The following is an 18,181-nucleotide window of genomic DNA, read 5'->3' on the forward strand; positions in this document are numbered from 1 at the left end:
TTACATGAAAGTTACTATACAGCCATCTGAAATAAAAGGTACTATACAGGCGCCTGCATCAAAAAGCTCTATGCAAAGAGGTTGCGCTGCTTCGTTATTGTACCTGGGAACTACCATCATTCGCAATCCCGGCCATTCAAACGACGATAAAGCAGCCCTGGGTGTAATAAAAGACCTGGGTGCTAAAGTAGAAACACTGGCCGACGGTTCTTTAAAAATTGCCGGTATAGGCGGTGTAAATCCCGAAAGCGGTGCCGTGAGTTGTGGTGAAAGTGGTTTGGGTATTCGCATGTTTACGCCCATTGTATCTATGAGCAACAAACAAATTACCATCAATGGCGAAGGCAGCCTGGTAACCCGCCCCATGGATTTCTTTGATACTGTATTACCCCAACTTGGTGTACAGATCGTTTCACGCGAAGGTAAACTGCCCCTGCAGGTGAAAGGTCCCCTGCAGCCCAAAAATATAACCATCGACGGATCGTTGAGCTCACAATTTCTCACCGGTTTGTTAATGGCCTACGCTGCTTCTAATGCAAAAGATGTAACCATAACGGTAGATAATCTCAAGAGCAAGCCCTACATCGATCTTACTTTAAATGTAATGAAACAGTTTGGCTGGCAGGTAGAGAACAGGAATTATGAAGCGTTCCATTGGAAAGCTGCTGATCCCAATGCACCGGCAGTATCAGCTGCGCCACCGCCCACCATCACCTATACGGTTGAAGGCGATTGGAGCGGTGCTGCCTTTTTACTGGTTACCGGCGCCATTGCCGGCAACATTACTGTTAAAGGTTTAGATGTACAATCAACCCAGGCCGACCGTGCCGTATTACAGGCATTGCAAAGTTGCGGTGCTAAGTTGAGCATACAGGCAGAACAAATAGAAGTAGGTCCGGCAGCATTGAAAGCGTTTCAGTTCGATGCTACTGAGTGCCCCGATCTGTTTCCGCCATTGGTTGCTTTGGCTTCTTATTGCAAAGGCACAACGGTAATACAAGGTGTAGGGCGCCTTGCACATAAGGAAAGTGATCGCGGTGTTACGTTGCAGGAAGAGTTTGGTAAAATGGGTGTTGAAATTGAACTGCAGGATGATCTGATGCTGATAAAGGGTGGTAATGGATTAAAAGGTGCAGCCGTGCATTCGCATCACGATCACCGTATAGCTATGGCCTGTGCCGTGGCTGCATTAAAAGCAACCGGTGAAACCGAAATAAGCGAAGCGCAAGCCATCAATAAATCGTATCCTGATTTTTATGAGCATATTCAGCAACTAGGAGCTGTAGTGAATAAGGCTTAGTTAACAAGTTAACAAGTAAGTTGAAAAGTTGAGAGGGGTGATAGAGTTGATAAAGGGTTTATGTGATGGGCCGCTAAAGAGAAAGTACATTTTTAGTAACGAGATCATTCAATAAAGAACAATGAACAGTTTCGGTCGCATATTCAAAGTAGCCATCTTTGGTGAATCGCATGGGGAAAGTGTGGGTGTGAATATTGATGGTATTCCTGCCGGTTTACCATTAACAGTAGAAGATTTCCTGACAGATATTGAACGCCGAAAAGGTGGCAACCAAAGAGGTACCACTCCACGTAAAGAAGATGATCTGCCAATTTTTAAAAGCGGATTATTCAACAACAAAACCACCGGAGCTCCGCTCACTATAATCTTTGAGAACAAGAATACCCGTTCGGGCGACTATGAAAAGTTGCGCGACTTTCCACGTCCCAGCCATGCCGATTTTGTAGCCCATCAAAAGTTTGGTGGCTTTGAAGACTTTCGCGGTGGTGGCCATTTCAGCGGCCGGTTAACCGTATGCCTGGTTGCTGTTGGTGTAATAGCCAAAAAGTTATTACAGCATGCACATGGTACCAAGGTTGCCGCCAGCATCCTTGAAATTGGTGGCGAAAAAGACCTGGAGAAAGGTTTACAAAAAGCCATCGATGCAAAAGATTCTATTGGTGGTATTGTTGAATGCCGCGTTGCAGGTTTACCAGCTGGCTTAGGCGAGCCCTTCTTTGATTCGGCTGAATCATTGATCAGTCATGCCGCGTTTTCAATACCTGCTGTTCGTGGTATTGAGTTTGGAACTGGTTTTGCCGCCGCCCGTATGTTTGGTGTTGAACACAACGACGCTATCATAGATACAAACGGTACAACGCGTACCAACCATGCCGGTGGTATTGTAGGTGGTATTACCAATGGGAATGAACTGGTATATCGCATTGCGATTAAACCAACGGCTAGTACTCCCAAAGATCAGGACACATTGAACTGGAATACCGGTGATGTGGAAACATTCTCTGTAAAAGGCCGCCATGATCTTTGCATTGCACTGCGTGTACCCGTGGTACTGGAAGCTGTTACTGCCATGGTACTGGCCGACCTGATGATGCTGGAGCAACGTGTTAAGCGATTGATATAACATGCCCGTCATTTATCATATAACTACCAAACCCGAATGGGATACGGCTTTAAAGGCAGGTTCATATACTGCGCCTTCGTTACAGGCTGAAGGTTTTATTCATTGCTGTACAAAGGAGCAGATAGCCGGGGTAATTGATCGTTATTTTAAAGGAAAAACCAGCCTGGTATATTTGACAATCGATACCGAAAAGCTACAAAGCAAGTTGGTTAATGAGTGGTCGCCGGCAGGGCAGGATACCTTCCCGCATATTTATGGCCCCATAAACACCGATGCCGTAATTAAGGTAGAATTTTAAAATCATGCATTCCTACATAATAAACGCCTCCATTCAAATTGTACCCATTGTACTTGACAAACATTCCTACGAGTGGGTTGATGATGCCATTGCCGTTATACAAAGATCGGGCATTAAACACGAGGTAACTCCCTTTGCCACCATACTCGAAGGCACTTACGATGAGGTAATGAAAGTGATCCATGAAGTAAATGAGTTCCTGTATGCAAAAGGATGTGCCGAATGGATCAGTAATTTACAGATACAGGTGCGTAGCGCAGGAAATATTACCGGGGAGGAGAAGACGGAGAAGTTTAGGTAGAAGTTGACGAGTTCACTAGTTAACTTGTTAACCAGTCAACTCGTTAACCTCTTAGTTAGTACGTCAATTTTTCAAATGGCAGATCAAGCACCTCATAACCTCTGTCATTCGTCCAAAAGAAATGCCACCACTCCGTTTCCAGCTTCTTAAAACCATGCTTTTCCATGGATGTTTTCAACAAATTCCTGTTGGCCAACACGCCAGATGATAACGCAGTAAAACTATGATGGGCTGTATCGGTGAAATTATCAAACCCGGTGCCCATGTCCAGCTCACGGCGGCTCTTCAGATCAATAATGGTTAAGTCAACCGCCAATCCACGATTATGCCCTGAACCATTTTTAGGGTTGGCTACATAGCGTTCATCTTTAACCAGTTCCCAAAAACTGATGGTAACGCCATAGGGGCGGTAGGCATCAAAGATCTTCAGCCCATATCCCTTGTTATTCAACTCCTTTTGCACCGCAGCCAGCGCCCGGGCGGCAGGCAGGCGTAAATAGGTATGGCGGGTGGCGGGAATATACATTTGCCTGTGCATAAAGTTGTTAATGGTAGCATACCGCAGGTCGTATACAATACCAGGCACAAGGGTTTGCAGCTCAACCATGGTTTTAACAGAATCTTTATGTACAGAAAGCTGATATTCAGTAAGTTTATTGATAACTGGCACCCCGTATTTACTAACGCTTGTTTCCTGTGCACGTAACTGGGTAACGTTGAAAAAAATAAGGACAGGCATTATGCAAATACAGCGGGTTAGCACTATTTTGTATATCATTGTAACCGGTTTAAAGGCAAAGGTTAATGAGTGAAAAGATACAACCTTTTATTCCGGATAACCAGGATCAATAGAAATGAAAAAATGTATTAATTCAGGCCTTCTTTGGTGTTTGTTTATAGTAGCGCTTCCTTTTGTGGCCTGTAACGGCCGTGCGAAAACAGCCGGCATACCCGAAAAACCCAAAGAAAAGGACATTGTAGAAAAACCCGAAGCGCTTAGCGTACGTGTTGTTCGCAATATTCAAACCTCACTTGAATTCATTCTTGCCAGCAACGGAACGCTCAACGATTCTATGGTGCTTGCAAAAGACAGCCTTGTAAACGAGATCTACCAAAAAAGGAACTTTGAACCGGTATGGAGCAACCAGGAAAAATGGTTGCCGCTCAGCGATTCGCTGTTTGAGTTTTTGGGCCATGCAAAAGAATATGGCCTGTTCCCCGCCGATTATCACTACCGTGTACTTGAAAATATTCGCACAAAGACCAGCACAGATACTTTAGCACAAAAAGATGCTGCTTTATGGACACGCGGCGAAATACTGCTCACCGATGCTTTTTTCAGAATGGTGTTCGACCTGCGCAAAGGCCGCCTGCCGGTTGACAGCGTTACGCTGCGCAAAGACAGCATGACCACGCAGCAATACCTGAGTTTATTCGATACGTTGTGGCAGAACAAAGATGTGGCGGGTTTAATGCATGCCCTTGAGCCCAAACATGGTGGCTACGACTCCTTAAAAGCCGGGTTGCAAACTTTTCTAAAATCAGCAGAACCACTTAAGAAATATACATATGTCCCTTATCCTGCCCTAAATTCGGCTGAATACTATAACATCCTGAAGCAAAGGCTGTTTGAAGAGGGGTTACTGAACTCTCCCTTTGATTATCTCGATACAACATCGATGAAACTGGTCATTGGGAAATACCAACGGGAAAAGGGACTTACCGAAACCGGCAAGCTCAATTCCAATACGGTGAACAGCCTGAACAATACGAGCTGGGAGAAATTTAAAAGAATTGCCATTACGCTCGACCGGTTTAAGTTGTTACCCGATTCAATGCCAACAACTTACATCTGGGTAAATATTCCGGCTTACCGCATGCGGGTGATAGATTCGGGTAATGTGGCCATGGAATCGAACGTTATAGTAGGGCAGCCAAGAACAAGAACGCCATTACTGACGTCGAATGTGTCGAATTTTATCACATATCCGCAATGGACGGTGCCATATAGTATCGTTTTCGGGGAAATGCTGTCGCGAATTAAGGCCAACCCCGATTATTTGAGAAAGCAGAACCTGATGGTGGTTGATAAGAACGACAGTGTAATGAACGTTGATAGCCTGAACTGGAAGAAATTTAACAAAAACTATTTTCCTTACCAGATCAAACAACGGCAGGGTGACGATAATTCGCTGGGGGTATTGAAATTCAATTTCGCCAACAAATATTCGGTGTATTTGCACGATACAAATGCCCGCTGGTTATTTTCAAAAGAGAACCGGGCCCTGAGCCATGGCTGCGTTAGGGTGAAGGAATTTATGAAATTGGCCGACTTTTTGGTAAGGTACGATTCCATTCGGTTTCCGCCCGATACGTTGCGAAGCTGGATAACCCGGCAGGAAAAGCATGTGGTATCAGGATTTCCGAGAGTGCCCATTTTTATCAGGTATTTCACCTGTGAGGGAAAGAATGGTGATATAAAATTTTATAATGATGTGTATGGGGAAGACCGGGTATTAAGTCAACGGTACTTTGATAACAAAACCCTGTGATCTTAAACTCTAAACTATGAAAAGTGTATTGGTTATATTAGCCCTGATGTGTTCTTTTATTGCGTCAAAAGCGCAGGAAAAAGACAGTGTAGCATTGAACAGAAAGCGTAATGTTCCTGTAACTCAATACGGTGTGGCCAGTTTTTATGCCGATAAGTTTGAAGGTCAACGTACCTGCACCGATGAGGTGTTCACGCAAAAGAAATTGACTGCGGCCTGTAATACCCTCCCGCTCAATGTTTGGATAAGAGTTACCAACCTCCGCAATAAGAAAAGTGTGCTGGTTCGCATCAACGACCGCATGCATCCTGCCAATCCCCGCCTCATTGATATGAGCAAGGCCGCTGCTGTAGCATTGGGTTACACCGGTCATGGGTTAACGAAAGTGAAGATCACCTACCTGGGTAAAAACAAACCCGAAGAAGAGGACATGGCTACCCGGTAATATTTATTTCGATAGTTTATGGCTTGCGGCTATTTTTGTTTAGACGGGTTTATGCAAACCATAACTACCGGATATGAAAAAAAACGTAGGATTACTGCTGGCCATACTGCCATTTCTGGCGCCTGCTTTTTGCCAGAACGGGTATATACAGCGTCCTACGTTGGGTATTTATTTCTTCTTTAATGATTTTAAAGCCGATAACATTCAGTTCAATAAGCTGAGCGATATGGTGCCCGGACTGGCATTGAACTATATGAACGGATTTACCCCGCACTTCGATTGGAGCACCACATTAACCGGTAGTTTTATTGATTATTATAAACGCGATGGCGCTTCGCTGGGGCAGGATAATCTTTTGCTCGAAGGCGATGTGTCGGTAAAAGGCAAGCTGTTTACAAACAGGTATTGGGTGAGCCCGTATGTACAGGTAGGTGCCGGTATTTCAAAATACAGGGCTTACTGGGGTGCCTTTGTTCCTGCCGGATTGGGCATGCAGGTAAATCTCTTTGATGAAGCTTTTTTTATTTTCAATGCACAGTATCGCGTGGGGGTTACCAATACCGTTAGCAATCATTTGTTTTATAGCGTTGGTATTGCGGGGAATATTGGGGGGAAAAGGAAAGAAGAGAAATCTGTGTTGCCGGAGAATTAGGTTTATTTAGTTGAAAAGTTGATATAGTTGATGAAGTTGATAGAGGTAATACAGGAATACAAGTTGACGGGTTAACTGGTTGACTGGTTAACGAGTTGGGACAATAATAAGTAACTTTAAATAACAAAGCCTCCCGTTTATCGGAAGGCTTTGTTATTTAAAACCTTTATCAACTATATCAACTTTATCACCTTTTCAACTTATAGTACTCCTTTGGTAGAAGGCAGATAGTTTGAAAGAGGGTCTCTCTTCACCGCCATTCTGATCGCCTTCGCAAATGCCTTAAATATCGCTTCTATTTTATGATGCTCATTATCGCCATGGCATTCAATATTCAAATTACAACGGGCGGCATCGGAAAACGATTTAAAGAAATGGAAGAACATTTCTGTTGGCATTTCACCAATGCGTTCTCTTTTGAATTCTGTATTCCAAACGATCCAGTTACGACCGCCGAAATCTATCAATACCTTGGCATCGGCTTCATCCATAGGTAAGGCAAAACCATAACGCTCCATACCGCGTTTATCGGCCAACGCCTGGGCAAATGCTTCACCTAATGCAATACCTGTATCTTCAATAGTGTGGTGTTCGTCAATGTGCAGATCACCGTTAGCCCTGATGGTAAGGTCCATTTTACCGTGGCGGGCAATTTGATCGAGCATATGATCAAAAAAGCCAAGTCCGGTATAGATAGCGCCCTTGCCGCTGCCATCAACGTTCAGGTCTATCTTTATTTGTGTTTCATTGGTATTACGTTCATGTACAACTCTGCGTAATCCCAGTTTCAGGAATTCATAAATAACACTCCAGTGGGTTGTTTCCAACGCAATCACCGGACGCAATTCATCAACCTTGTCTTTTATTTCCCCTGCGCCGAGGCTCGAGTCGAGGTTCAGCCAAATGGCTTTACAACCCAGGTTCTTGGCCAATTGCACATCGGTAATGCGATCGCCGATCACAAACGAGTTGGCAATATCATAAGCCGGGTTGTTCAGGTATTGCTTTAACATGCCCGTGGCCGGTTTACGGGTGGGGGCATTGTCGTGGGAAAATGTTCTGTCAATATGCACCGCGCTGAACTTGATGCCTTCGCCTTCCAGGCTTTTCATTACCAGGTTGTGCAGCGGCCAAAAGGTATCTTCGGGAAAGCTGGCAGTGCCCAGTCCATCCTGGTTGGTAACCATTACCAGTTCATAATCAAACTCGCGGGCTATGCGGCCCATGTATTCGAACATGTGCGGATAGAAGGTGAGTTTGTCAAATGAATCTAACTGGTAAGTTGGCGGCGCTTCATTGATGAGTGTACCGTCGCGGTCGATGAATAGAATGCGTTTCAAAATATAAGTTTATAGTTTCAATTTATTTCAGCTTTGCACGCAGTGCTTTTACCTCTGCTACTGTTACCAGGCTGGCTTTATTGCCAAAGCTGTTGCGAACATACGTCAATACATCGGCAATTTCCTGATCGCTCAAAACCGATTCAAGTGGTGGCATGGGGTTGTGGAACTTATCGCCATCGATATCAATTTCACCACCCTGTAATCCTTTCAATACGATCTTGGCCAGGGCCTTTTTATCGCCCAGTACCCATTTGGTTTTTACCAATGGTGGGTTCATGTTCGGAACGCCGCTGCCATCGGGTTGGTGACAGGCCAGGCAGGTATTTTCATAAACTGTTTTACCCCGGGCAATAGCAGCTTTTAAACCTGTTGCCGGTTGTTGAATAGCAAATGCAGTGGCGAAAATAAACACTATTACTGCGAGAAATAGTTTTTTCATATGATTTACTGTGTTGTGTGATGTGGTATCTAGATGCTGGTTACCGGTTACCAGTTGCCTGTTACCAGTCCAAAAATTTATGCAGCCTGATTATTATCGGGCTATCCAAAATGCAAGCCCTGGCAACCGGAAACCGGAACCTGGTAACCGGCTTAATTGGCAGTATAAGTTACTTTCCAGATCATGCCCTTGTTGTCATCAGAAATGTACAGGGCGCCATCGGGGCCCTGGGCCAGCCCGCAAGGGCGGTATTGGGCTTTACCGGTTGAAGCACCAGCTTTGAAGCCAGAAAAGCCATCGGCAAACACTTCCCATTTGCCGGCAGGCATGCCATCTTTAAACGGTACAAACACTACAAAGAAACCGGCTTGTGGTTCGGGTGCGCGGTTCCATGAACCATGAAAGGCGATAAAAGCGCCATTCCTGTATTTAGGAGGAAAGTTATTTCCGGTATAAAATAACAGCGCATTGGGCGCCAGGTGACCAGGGAACTGCATTATTGACTTTGTCTTATCTGCACAACGATCATCCTTTTTGCGATCGCCGCCATACTCGGGACAGTTCAACTTTTGTTGCTTGTCATTATCGTAGTAGCAATAGGGCCAGCCGCAATCTGCCCCCTTGGTTATCTTAAACAATTCTTCGGCCGGGTTTTCTGCACCTTCTTTTTGCGTGAACATTTCGGGCCAGAACTGGAATAACATATCGCGGCCATGTTGCATGGCGTACAATTCGTTTACCTGGTTGTTCCAGTCGAGCCCCATTACATTACGGATACCGGTTGCATAACGAACGCCTTCTGCGTACGACTGGTTGGTTTTGTCGGCTTTGAATTGCCAAATGCCGCCGGCTTTTTCCAAAATGGGGCAGGGGTCCTGACCGGGCGAACCTTTTAAGCGGTCCTGAACCTGGCAGCAGTTACTGGGGGCGCCAATGTTAACATAGATATTGCCATCGTTATCAAGTGCCAGTGATTTGGTTTGGTGTTGGTTGGCGGCAACCAAACCGGTAACTATCTTTTGTTCAGAGGCGGTATCAACCTTTCCATCTTTTTCATTGATCTTATACCTGAAAACTTCTTTATCAGAAGATGCATACAGGTATCCGTTCTTAATGATAATGCCGGTGCCGGTATAATTGCCAAAGCCGCTGATCTCATCGGCCTTGCCATCGTTATTGGTGTCGTGCAGCCTGATGATGCCTTTGCCATCTTTCAGCCTTTCGAGTTTTACAAATACATCGCCGTTGGCAGCCACCGTTAAATGGCGGGCTTTGCCCAGGCCGGTGGTTACAACAGTTGAGTTAAAACCCGAAGGGAGTGTAATGGCTGGCGCTTCTTCTTTTAAAGCCTGTCTTTTTGAAGAAGGATTAAGCCTGGTGGTGTCATTGCCAAATGCAGTAACAGCAATTACTGTACATGCAAGCAGAAGAATATTTTTCATTGTGCAATATTTAAAACGCTTTTTCAAAAGCGGGGCTTAAAAATACTGAATTAGCAAAGCAGTTGGCAAACACAAAATGGCAAACGTGTAAGCCCTATATGCTGCCCTTCCAGTTTTTAATGGCATTAACTACGGCAACGTTTTCCGATGGCGTACCTACGGTTATTCGTAAACAACCGGCGCACAGTTCTACACTGCTGCGGTCGCGCACTACAATGCCTTTTTCGAGCAAATACTTATACAGTGGCTTGGGCTCCGTTACCTGCACCAGTAAAAAGTTAGCGTCGGAAGGATAGATCTTCAGCACAATGGGAATGGTTAACAGGTCTTTTGCCAGCAGATCGCGTTGTGATACTATTTCCTTGATCATATCATTTACCTGCCCAACTTCTTCCAATGCCTGCAAGGTTAGCTCCTGCGAAGCCTGGTTTATATTGTATGGAGGTTTGATCTTATTCATTACATGAATGATCTCCTGCGAAGCAAATGCCATACCCACACGTAATGCTGCCAGTCCCCAGGCTTTTGACAGGGTTTGCAGTATCACCAGGTTGGGATAATCGGCCAGTTCCTGGGTAAATGAACGGAAGCGTGAGAAGTTGATATACGCCTCATCGATCACCACAATGCCGTGGTAATTATTCAGAATCACTTCTATATCGTCGCGCTCCAGTGAGTTACCCGTAGGGTTATTGGGTGAACATAAAAAGATGATCTTGGTATTGTCATCTATCGCTTCTTCTATAGCCGGCATGTTAAGTTGAAAGGCGGGTGTAAGCGATACTTTCTTTATGTTAACATCATTGATGTGTGCGCTTACTTCATACATGCCGTAGGTGGGCGGACAAATCAATATATTATCTTTCCCGGGCTCGCAAAAAGCGCGCATCAGTACATCTATACATTCGTCGCTGCCATTGCCTAAAAAGATATTCTCTACGGGAACGCCTTTTATGGATGATAACTTCTCCTTTACTTTTATTTGTAAGGGATCGGGGTACCGGTTATACCATTTGGTAAGCGGTGAACCGAAACTGTTTTCATTGGCATCGAGAAAGGTGTTGGCTTCCCCTTTAAATTCATCCCGTGCAGAAGAATAGGGTACTAGTTTTTTTATATTTTCTCTTAATAGATTATTTAGATCGAAAGTCATGTTTATTATCTTAAATCGTGAACGTGAATCGGCAATCGGCAATCGTGAATCGGCAATAAAACCCGAAACTTTTGGCCTCCCTAATCGTAAAACGGAAAACGTGAAACGTGAAAGGGCTCGCTCAGGCCTAACCCTCCGCGATTCCGCAACCTTAACACAAAATGCGGCTGTTGTCAATAAATTTTAGACGAACCGCAACCATAAACTACAAACAACACCTGAACAGTAGCGAGGCTCGCAAAAGCCGTTGAGTCTTGAATAAAAGAACTATGAACTATGAACTATGAACTGTGAACTCAGAACTAAGAACTGAACAACTGAATAACTCAATAACTGAGTTAGCAAGTTAAGTTCACAATCTTACTTTCACCGCATTAGCATGAGCTTGTAACCCTTCCGCTTCAGCCATGGCAATAACAGTTTTGCTAATGTTCTTCAATCCTTCCTGCGTTAATTGTTGAAAGGTGATTTTTTTTACAAAGCTGTCGACACTAACACCACTGTATGCTTTGGCATAGCCGTTGGTTGGCAGGGTATGGTTGGTGCCGCTGGCATAATCGCCTACACTTTCGGGCGAATAGTGGCCCAGGAATACAGAACCGGCATTGATGATTTGCTCAGCTATTTGCTCAGGGTTATTGCAGCTTAAGATCAGGTGCTCAGGGGCGTACTCATTCAACAGATCAATTGCTTCTGCTTCATTGTTCACCAGAATGAGTTTGCTGTTTGTCAATGCTTTTAATGCAATGTCTTTTCTTGGCAGTTCGGCTACCTGTTTATTGATCTCCTGTTCTATGCTGTTCACTACAGCCTGTGTGCAGCTTACAAGCACAACCTGACTATCGCTTCCATGTTCTGCCTGGCTTAACAGGTCGGCAGCTACAAACGCGGCGTTGGCGCTTTCATCGGCATATACAGCCACTTCGCTTGGGCCGGCAGGCATATCGATAGCGAGGCCATCCTGCTGTACCAGCTGCTTGGCGCAGGTTACATATTGGTTACCGGGGCCGAATATTTTTGAAACGGCCGGAATGGTTTCTGTACCATATGCCATGGCGCCAATAGCCTGTACACCTCCCACTTTAAACACCTGGGTAATGCCTACTGCTTTCGCGGCAAACAAAATGGCCGGATTTAATTGTCCGTTTGCATCAGGCGGTGAACAAAGAATGATCTCTTTACAGCCTGCAAGCTTTGCAGGAATGCCCAACATAAGTATGGTAGAAAAGAGGGGCGCAGTGCCGCCCGGAATATACAAACCTACTTTTTCAATGCCTACACTCTTACGCCAGCATTGAACACCGGGCATGGTTTCAATAACCTCCGGGGTGGTAAGCTGCGTTTTATGAAAGGTTTCAATATTTACTTTGGCCGAAAGGATCGCTGCTTTTAATGGGGCATCGAGCAACTGCTGGGCGGCAATGAATTCTTCTTCTGCTACAACCAGGTTGCTGATAGTAGCTTTATCAAACTGCTGTGTGAACTTTTTCACAGCAGCATCGCCCTGTTGTTTTACTTCCTGCAGAATGTTCTTTACCGAACTTTCCAGCGCTTCGTTATTCATTACAGGCCGTTGCAGCAATGCCTTCCATTCGCTTCTGTTGGGATACTGATATACTTGCATTATAAATCTCTTAAAGTTGATACTTAACTTTTCGTATTTATGCTTGAACAATTTGCAATTGGCAATAGACGATTGGCAAGGGAGGCTGAGCTGTAAGCTTTGCCTATTGCTCATTGTCAATTGCCTATTGATTAAATGATCATTTTTTCGATAGGCACTACCAGTATACCCTGTGCGCCGGCGGCTTTCAATTGCTCTATGATGTCCCAGAAGGTATCTTCGCTCAGTACGCTGTGTACGCTGCTCCAGCCGGCTTCGGCCAATGGCAGCACGGTAGGGCTTTTCATACCAGGTAACAGCGAAATGATCTCCTGCACTTTGTCATTGGGGGCGTTTAATAAAATGTATTTGTTGTTGTTGGCTTTCTTTACCGAGCGAATGCGGAATACCAGTTTATCGAGTAGCTTTTGTTGTTCAGCATCGAGGTTGTTATTGCGAACAAGCACGGCTTGTGATTGCAGCAACACTTCAACTTCTTTTAGTCCGTTCATTAACAGGGTAGAACCGCTGCTTACCAGGTCGGCCACTACATCGGCAAGGCCAATGCCGGGTGCAATTTCAACCGATCCGCTGATCTCGTGGATCTCGGCCTGTACATTATTTTTAGCGAGGAATTCATTAACGAGGAAGGGATAGCTGGTGGCAATGCGTTTGCCTTCTAAAGATCGAATGCCTTCGTATTGCTGGCTGCGGGGAATGGCTACAGAGAGGCGGCATTTACCAAAGCCCAGTTTTTCAACAATGGCGGCCTTTTTGTTTTTTTCGTACAACACGTTCTCGCCAACAATGCCAATATCGGCCACACCATCTTCAACGTATTGCGGAATATCATCATCGCGCAGAAAGAAGACTTCCAGGGGAAAATTATCAGCTTCTGTTTTCAACCGGTCTTTTACATTGCGTAAGGCGATACCGCATTCTTTCAGAAGTTGAACGGAATCTTCATACAGGCGGCCCGATTTCTGAATAGCAATCCGAAGTTTCATTGGAATCTCTTTTGTTTTTTTTAGTCCATTAATAAAATAATAAGGGCTTACCGTTTGGTAAGCCCTTATGAATATCTGGCACTACATAAAGCACCATCGGCCTACCTGCTGAGGTAAGTATGATGATGGTGTGTATGAGTGATTATTGTCATATTGAGCCGCAAAAATACTACTTACCGGGTTACTGCAAAATTTTTTTTATGTTATGGGTGTTTTTGCACACCCCTGCAAATAAATTTGGTCACATCCATTTAATAATGTGTAACTTAGGGATACGCGAACCTTTCTTAATCCTTATAACATGCCAAACCGATCTCGCGCCCAACGATTCGTTATTGTGCTATTGCTGCTATTTATGGCCTGGTTTACCAGGTGTGCCCCATCAGCTTCAGTGAAAAAGACAGTTACACCACCAGCCCAATTTCATTTGCAATAGTCGTAACTTGCTTTAATGAAAGCGCACCATTACAAAGTCAATATTACCTGGACGGGCAACCGGGGAAATGGCACCTCATCCTACACTGCATACGACCGCAATCATACCATACAGGCAGGTAGTAAACCTTTGCTCCCAGGTTCTTCAGATCCTTCCTTTCGCGGCGATCCTACACGCTATAATCCCGAAGAATTATTAGTGGCCTCTTTATCTTCCTGTCATATGTTATGGTATTTACATTTGTGCGCTGCCGCCGGCGTAATAGTTGTAGAATATACCGATGTCGCTGCCGGGGTTATGGAAGAAACAGCCAATGGTGGCGGACGTTTTACCGAAGTGACTTTATTTCCCGTTATTACCCTAACCAGCCAGGAAATGGTTGAAACAGCCGACGCCCTTCATGAAAAGGCCAATGAATTATGCTTTATTGCCAACTCATGTAATTTTCCTGTGCATCATAAGCCTATTTATAAGATTGTTGAACAGGTTTAATTTGATTTGTAGCTCGTTAACAAATCTGAATATTCGCGAGGCCACTCACCACTCACCACTCACCACTCACTATTAAGGTAGCGGCCCTTTGTTAACATTATAGGAAATATACCGCAGTATTTGTTTCTTGAAAACATACTTGAAAATAAGATATAACAGGTGTGCGATGAAGATGGTCCATACCAGGAAGTCAAAGATGCGGCCTAACATTTTTTCAGTACCGGTAGGTAATACGGTATCTCTGTCGAGGCCTTTTGTTACAAACAACTCATCGAGGTAAACATACGTACAGCTCAGCAGTAACAATAAAAATATCTCCTGCATTATGAAAGTGTATAATGCAAATGGTTTCTTCAATTGTTTTTTGATGCTGTAATAAAAGAATACTGTTACTATATTGTAAGGCACCAAACAAAGAAAGGCGTTGGTATTGTTGAAGTAAATAAAATTCAAAGTAATACAGCTTAGCAAAATACTTACTTCCATTCCGGGGCTGTTAGCCAGGCTGGCATTGATAAATACAAGATAAACACCGCTGAAAAGAAGGATCAAAAAGGATGTACCAATGATGGTATTTTTCGTCGTTTCGGGGCAGTCGTTTGTCATGCATACTGCTTCAGCTATATTATAGTGATACAGAATGTATTGCCCTAACCAGGCCATTATAAATGAAATAACCACAATCAGGGTAATGGACCTTATCACATTACGGAGGGGCATGAGGATCTCTTATTACCTTATAAAAATAATAAAATTATTCAGTGTCCCTAGTGCCGGCAGGCGTTCTTGTCGTTTTTGTGTGGCAGCCTTCATGCTTTCGGTTGAGAACCAGTATTGTTTATACTACGTTACATGCTAATATGTGGCTTATTTATTGCGGATTAGCTGTAATTTTCACATTACTTGTTAACTTTCGATATGTTACAAACAATTTCAATAACTGTAAGCGGTCTTGTGCAGGGTGTATATTTCCGGCAAAGCACAAAAGAAAAGGCATTGGAGCTGGGGATCTCGGGCATAGTGAAAAACCTGCCCGATGGCAGTGTGCATATACTGGCTACTGGTTCAGATGATCGGCTTGATCAATTGGTAGCGTGGTGTAAGGTGGGGCCGGCCAGGGCAAAAGTAACTTCTGTAAATGTAGCGCCCGTTAGCAAGCAGGAGTTCTTAGGGTTTGTTATTCAGCGGGGTGAATAGTTAACGAGTTAACAAGGAGTTGATAGACTTGAAACAGTCAAAAAAGATCGAGCTAGAATGAATCCCCTCCCCCCACCGGGGGAGGGGTTAGGGGAGGGGGCCAGTTTGCTTTATTCACAAATGTTCTCTTTTCACTAACTTTCCACTTTACAACACAAAACAATCAACCAATGCAGCAACGATTTCTGTTAGCCTTCCTCCTTCTAACATGTGTATACGCGGTACAGGCACAAAAGACATTAAGACAAGGTGATCCTAAGTTGACCGAAGTATGGGAACCAGAACCAAAAGTGATAACACCCGGTAAAACCAGTGTTGATCCACCATCAGATGCTATTGTTCTTTTTGGTGGTAATGATGCCAACGCCTGGGCGGCAAAAGATAACGGTGCTGTAAAATGGAAAGTAGAAGGCGGCGTTTTAACAGTTGCTGCGGGCACCGGTGAAATTCATACCAAAGAAGGTTTTGGCGATTGCCAGCTGCATGTTGAATGGAGAACGCCTGCCGAAGTAAAAGGTGATGGGCAGGGACGCGGCAACAGCGGCATTTTCTTAATGGGCCGCTATGAATTGCAGGTGCTCGACTCTTACAAAAACAGGACCTATAGCAACGGCCAGGCCGGAAGCATCTATAAACAATTGCCGCCATTGGTAAATGCCAGTCGTGGCCCCGGTGAATGGCAAACCTATGATGTTATATTTATTGCCCCCCGTTTTAATGAAGATGGTTCGGTAAAATCACAGGCACGTATAACTGTATTGCATAACGGTGTGCTGGTGCAAAACAACTCCAGCATCATGGGCGGCACCCAATACATTGGTATTGCTACCTACGAAAAGCATGGCGATAAAGAACCATTGGTATTACAGGACCATGGCAATCCTACAAGTTTTAGAAATATTTGGATAAGACCATTGTAATCGAAAACAGTTATTCAGTTATTGAGTTATTCAGTTAGTAAGTTAAACTCAATAACTGAACAACCCAATAACCAGCGGGTGTAACTTAAGAACTACTTAAGCAACTCAGCAACGATATTGTTGAATTCTTTCTTAAAAGCTTCATAGTGAATTCCCGTAGCCGGCCCATTAAAGCCGGTATGTGTTTTTTTCAGTTTCCCATCACGGCCAACAAACAGTGTGGTGGGAAACATTTTTATCCTTGTTATCTCTGGTAATGTTTTCTCTGTACGTAAGGTATCGCCAACCCGCACACCTGTTATAAGCATGGGATAGGTAATATTGAAATGCTGCTGAAACTTGCGCAGGCTTTTTTGCGAGCGGCTAAAATCGGTACTATACTCATAAGCAAGGGCCACCATTTCAATACCACGTTGTTTATTATCCTCATAATACTTGCTCAAAAAAGCTGTTTCATCCATACAGTTCGGGCACCAGGAGCCCATTATTTGAATGATCACTACTTTATTGCGAAAGCGGGCATCGCTTATTGAGACCATATTGCTATCGATATCGGGGAAGCGAAAATGTAAACTGTCTTCACCCCGTTTCAGGTAAACTGCCGCCAGGGTATCGGGAAGGGCCGCTGTAGCATTTTTTTGGGCCGTCCAGTTTTCGAAATTAGTGGCGCCTGAATAAAAGAATCCATCGGCTATAGACGAGTCGTTGTGAATGGTGCCCCTGAAATAATAGGCATGGCTGCCATCGAACGTGCTGAGTTTAACCGTGTCGTTGTGCACAGCGCCTTCGAGGTAACGGTAATCGCCGGTAGGTGTTAATACGGTGCCTGTTAATGCAGTGCCGGTTTGTTTAAATTCTATTACGGCCTGCATGGGTTTGGTATTATCTACAAAGGTGGCGCCCCAGCGGCCACTTACTTTGCGTTTGGTTTGTTTTGCCAGCGGGTACCGTTGCTGTTCACCGGGTGTAAATACTACAGGCATTACCTGGGTACTGGTGGATGTGTTTTTAATCCATACTCCTTGTAGGGTATTATTGGTGAACTGTAGCCTGAATTCCGATTCAAACAGCGGCATCTGTACCAGAATAGAATCCTGCTTTTGTTCAATGGCCGTAACGGCAATTTTTTCCGATGCATTGCGAATGTACCAAATGGGTTTTCCATTTTTATATTGCATAGATACGTTGAAGTCAATGGTATTGCCGTCTTTGCGGAGTAAAGAAGCACGCCACCAGCCGGTAGGCATTGGCAGGTTGGCAAAACTGGTTGTAGCAAAAGCTGTTATTAAACAAATGAGCCAGGGAATCTTTTTCATACTTCTAATAAACAAATTTAACCGGTGCAAGTTTACAGTATTAATGTCTGAAAAAAAGTTAGGGCTGCTTCATTTTTTTTGAAACAGCCCCGGTGACAACACATAGCACTAATGCTAAAGAGATCTGTGAACTATTGTAAGATATTTTAACAAAAGGTTATA

Annotated in this window: 19 protein-coding genes; 10 read left to right on the forward strand and 9 right to left on the reverse strand. The window is 44.3% G+C overall.

Annotation, left to right across the window (positions count from 1 at the left end; genetic code table 11):
* Window positions 1-4: 4 nt before the first annotated feature.
* The 4 genes from aroA (at window position 5) to GGD38_RS27835 (ending at window position 3,022) form a co-directional block, all read left to right on the forward strand.
* Entirely contained in the window at window positions 5-1,300 is a 1,296-nt protein-coding gene (gene aroA / locus GGD38_RS27820) for a 3-phosphoshikimate 1-carboxyvinyltransferase (protein ID WP_375302987.1), read from the forward strand.
* Window positions 1,301-1,421: 121 nt separating this feature from the next.
* A complete protein-coding gene (locus GGD38_RS27825) occupies window positions 1,422-2,423 on the forward strand; it encodes a chorismate synthase (RefSeq protein ID WP_375302986.1) in 1,002 nt (333 codons plus the stop codon).
* A gap of 1 nt (window position 2,424) precedes the next feature.
* A complete protein-coding gene (locus GGD38_RS27830) occupies window positions 2,425-2,721 on the forward strand; it encodes a DUF952 domain-containing protein (protein WP_375302985.1) in 297 nt (98 codons plus the stop codon).
* A 4-nt stretch (window positions 2,722-2,725) separates the two neighbouring features.
* Window positions 2,726-3,022 (forward strand): MTH1187 family thiamine-binding protein, encoded by a 297-nt coding sequence (locus GGD38_RS27835; RefSeq protein ID WP_375302984.1) that lies wholly within the window; start codon window positions 2,726-2,728, stop codon window positions 3,020-3,022.
* Between the two features lie 55 nt (window positions 3,023-3,077).
* Here the strand turns inward: GGD38_RS27835 and GGD38_RS27840 are convergent, their stop codons facing one another.
* A complete protein-coding gene (locus tag GGD38_RS27840; protein WP_375302983.1) occupies window positions 3,078-3,761 on the reverse strand; it encodes a M15 family metallopeptidase in 684 nt (227 codons plus the stop codon).
* A gap of 115 nt (window positions 3,762-3,876) precedes the next feature.
* Between GGD38_RS27840 and GGD38_RS27845 the strand changes: the two genes are divergently transcribed.
* The 3 genes from GGD38_RS27845 to GGD38_RS27855 all read left to right on the forward strand — a co-directional run bounded on the left by GGD38_RS27845 (window position 3,877) and on the right by GGD38_RS27855 (window position 6,671).
* Window positions 3,877-5,574, forward strand: coding sequence for a murein L,D-transpeptidase (locus tag GGD38_RS27845; RefSeq protein ID WP_375303912.1), 1,698 nt, complete (start codon window positions 3,877-3,879; stop codon window positions 5,572-5,574).
* Window positions 5,575-5,590: 16 nt separating this feature from the next.
* Window positions 5,591-6,019, forward strand: coding sequence for a septal ring lytic transglycosylase RlpA family protein (locus GGD38_RS27850; RefSeq protein WP_375302981.1), 429 nt, complete (start codon window positions 5,591-5,593; stop codon window positions 6,017-6,019).
* A gap of 73 nt (window positions 6,020-6,092) precedes the next feature.
* On the forward strand, window positions 6,093-6,671 hold the full coding sequence (locus GGD38_RS27855; RefSeq protein ID WP_375302980.1) for a hypothetical protein: 579 nt from the start codon (window positions 6,093-6,095) through the stop codon (window positions 6,669-6,671).
* A gap of 200 nt (window positions 6,672-6,871) precedes the next feature.
* Here the strand turns inward: GGD38_RS27855 and hisB are convergent, their stop codons facing one another.
* The 6 genes from hisB to hisG form a co-directional block, all read right to left on the reverse strand.
* Entirely contained in the window at window positions 6,872-8,011 is a 1,140-nt protein-coding gene (hisB, locus tag GGD38_RS27860; protein WP_375302979.1) for a bifunctional histidinol-phosphatase/imidazoleglycerol-phosphate dehydratase HisB, read from the reverse strand.
* A gap of 22 nt (window positions 8,012-8,033) precedes the next feature.
* The gene (locus GGD38_RS27865; RefSeq protein WP_375302978.1) at window positions 8,034-8,453 is read right to left on the reverse strand and encodes a c-type cytochrome; all 420 of its coding nucleotides are present in this window, start codon (window positions 8,451-8,453) and stop codon (window positions 8,034-8,036) included.
* Between the two features lie 152 nt (window positions 8,454-8,605).
* A complete protein-coding gene (locus GGD38_RS27870; protein ID WP_375302977.1) occupies window positions 8,606-9,895 on the reverse strand; it encodes a PQQ-dependent sugar dehydrogenase in 1,290 nt (429 codons plus the stop codon).
* 94 nt (window positions 9,896-9,989) lie between these two features.
* Entirely contained in the window at window positions 9,990-11,048 is a 1,059-nt protein-coding gene (gene hisC / locus GGD38_RS27875) for a histidinol-phosphate transaminase (protein ID WP_375302976.1), read from the reverse strand.
* A gap of 352 nt (window positions 11,049-11,400) precedes the next feature.
* Complete coding sequence (hisD, locus tag GGD38_RS27880) at window positions 11,401-12,672, reverse strand: histidinol dehydrogenase (RefSeq protein WP_375302975.1); 1,272 nt, start codon at window positions 12,670-12,672, stop codon at window positions 11,401-11,403.
* 131 nt (window positions 12,673-12,803) lie between these two features.
* Window positions 12,804-13,658 carry an ATP phosphoribosyltransferase gene (gene hisG / locus GGD38_RS27885; protein WP_375302974.1) on the reverse strand — a complete coding sequence of 285 codons (855 nt, stop codon included), beginning with the start codon at window positions 13,656-13,658 and terminating at the stop codon, window positions 12,804-12,806.
* Window positions 13,659-14,109: 451 nt separating this feature from the next.
* Here hisG and GGD38_RS27890 point away from each other — a divergent pair, with 451 nt between their 5' ends.
* Window positions 14,110-14,586, forward strand: a complete 477-nt coding sequence (locus GGD38_RS27890; RefSeq protein ID WP_375302973.1) for an OsmC family protein — start codon at window positions 14,110-14,112, stop codon at window positions 14,584-14,586.
* 72 nt (window positions 14,587-14,658) lie between these two features.
* On the opposite strand, the gene GGD38_RS27895 is transcribed toward GGD38_RS27890, so the two are convergent.
* Complete coding sequence (locus tag GGD38_RS27895) at window positions 14,659-15,306, reverse strand: hypothetical protein (RefSeq protein ID WP_375302972.1); 648 nt, start codon at window positions 15,304-15,306, stop codon at window positions 14,659-14,661.
* A 198-nt stretch (window positions 15,307-15,504) separates the two neighbouring features.
* Here GGD38_RS27895 and GGD38_RS27900 point away from each other — a divergent pair, with 198 nt between their 5' ends.
* Window positions 15,505-15,783, forward strand: a complete 279-nt coding sequence (locus GGD38_RS27900) for an acylphosphatase (RefSeq protein ID WP_375302971.1) — start codon at window positions 15,505-15,507, stop codon at window positions 15,781-15,783.
* Window positions 15,784-15,953: 170 nt separating this feature from the next.
* The gene (locus tag GGD38_RS27905; RefSeq protein WP_375302970.1) at window positions 15,954-16,703 is read left to right on the forward strand and encodes a DUF1080 domain-containing protein; all 750 of its coding nucleotides are present in this window, start codon (window positions 15,954-15,956) and stop codon (window positions 16,701-16,703) included.
* A 92-nt stretch (window positions 16,704-16,795) separates the two neighbouring features.
* On the opposite strand, the gene GGD38_RS27910 is transcribed toward GGD38_RS27905, so the two are convergent.
* Window positions 16,796-18,019, reverse strand: a complete 1,224-nt coding sequence (locus GGD38_RS27910) for a peroxiredoxin family protein (RefSeq protein ID WP_375302969.1) — start codon at window positions 18,017-18,019, stop codon at window positions 16,796-16,798.
* Window positions 18,020-18,181: the final 162 nt, after the last annotated feature.

This window comes from Niastella sp. OAS944 (genome assembly GCA_024809215.1).
Taxonomy (GTDB): domain Bacteria; phylum Bacteroidota; class Bacteroidia; order Chitinophagales; family Chitinophagaceae; genus Niastella.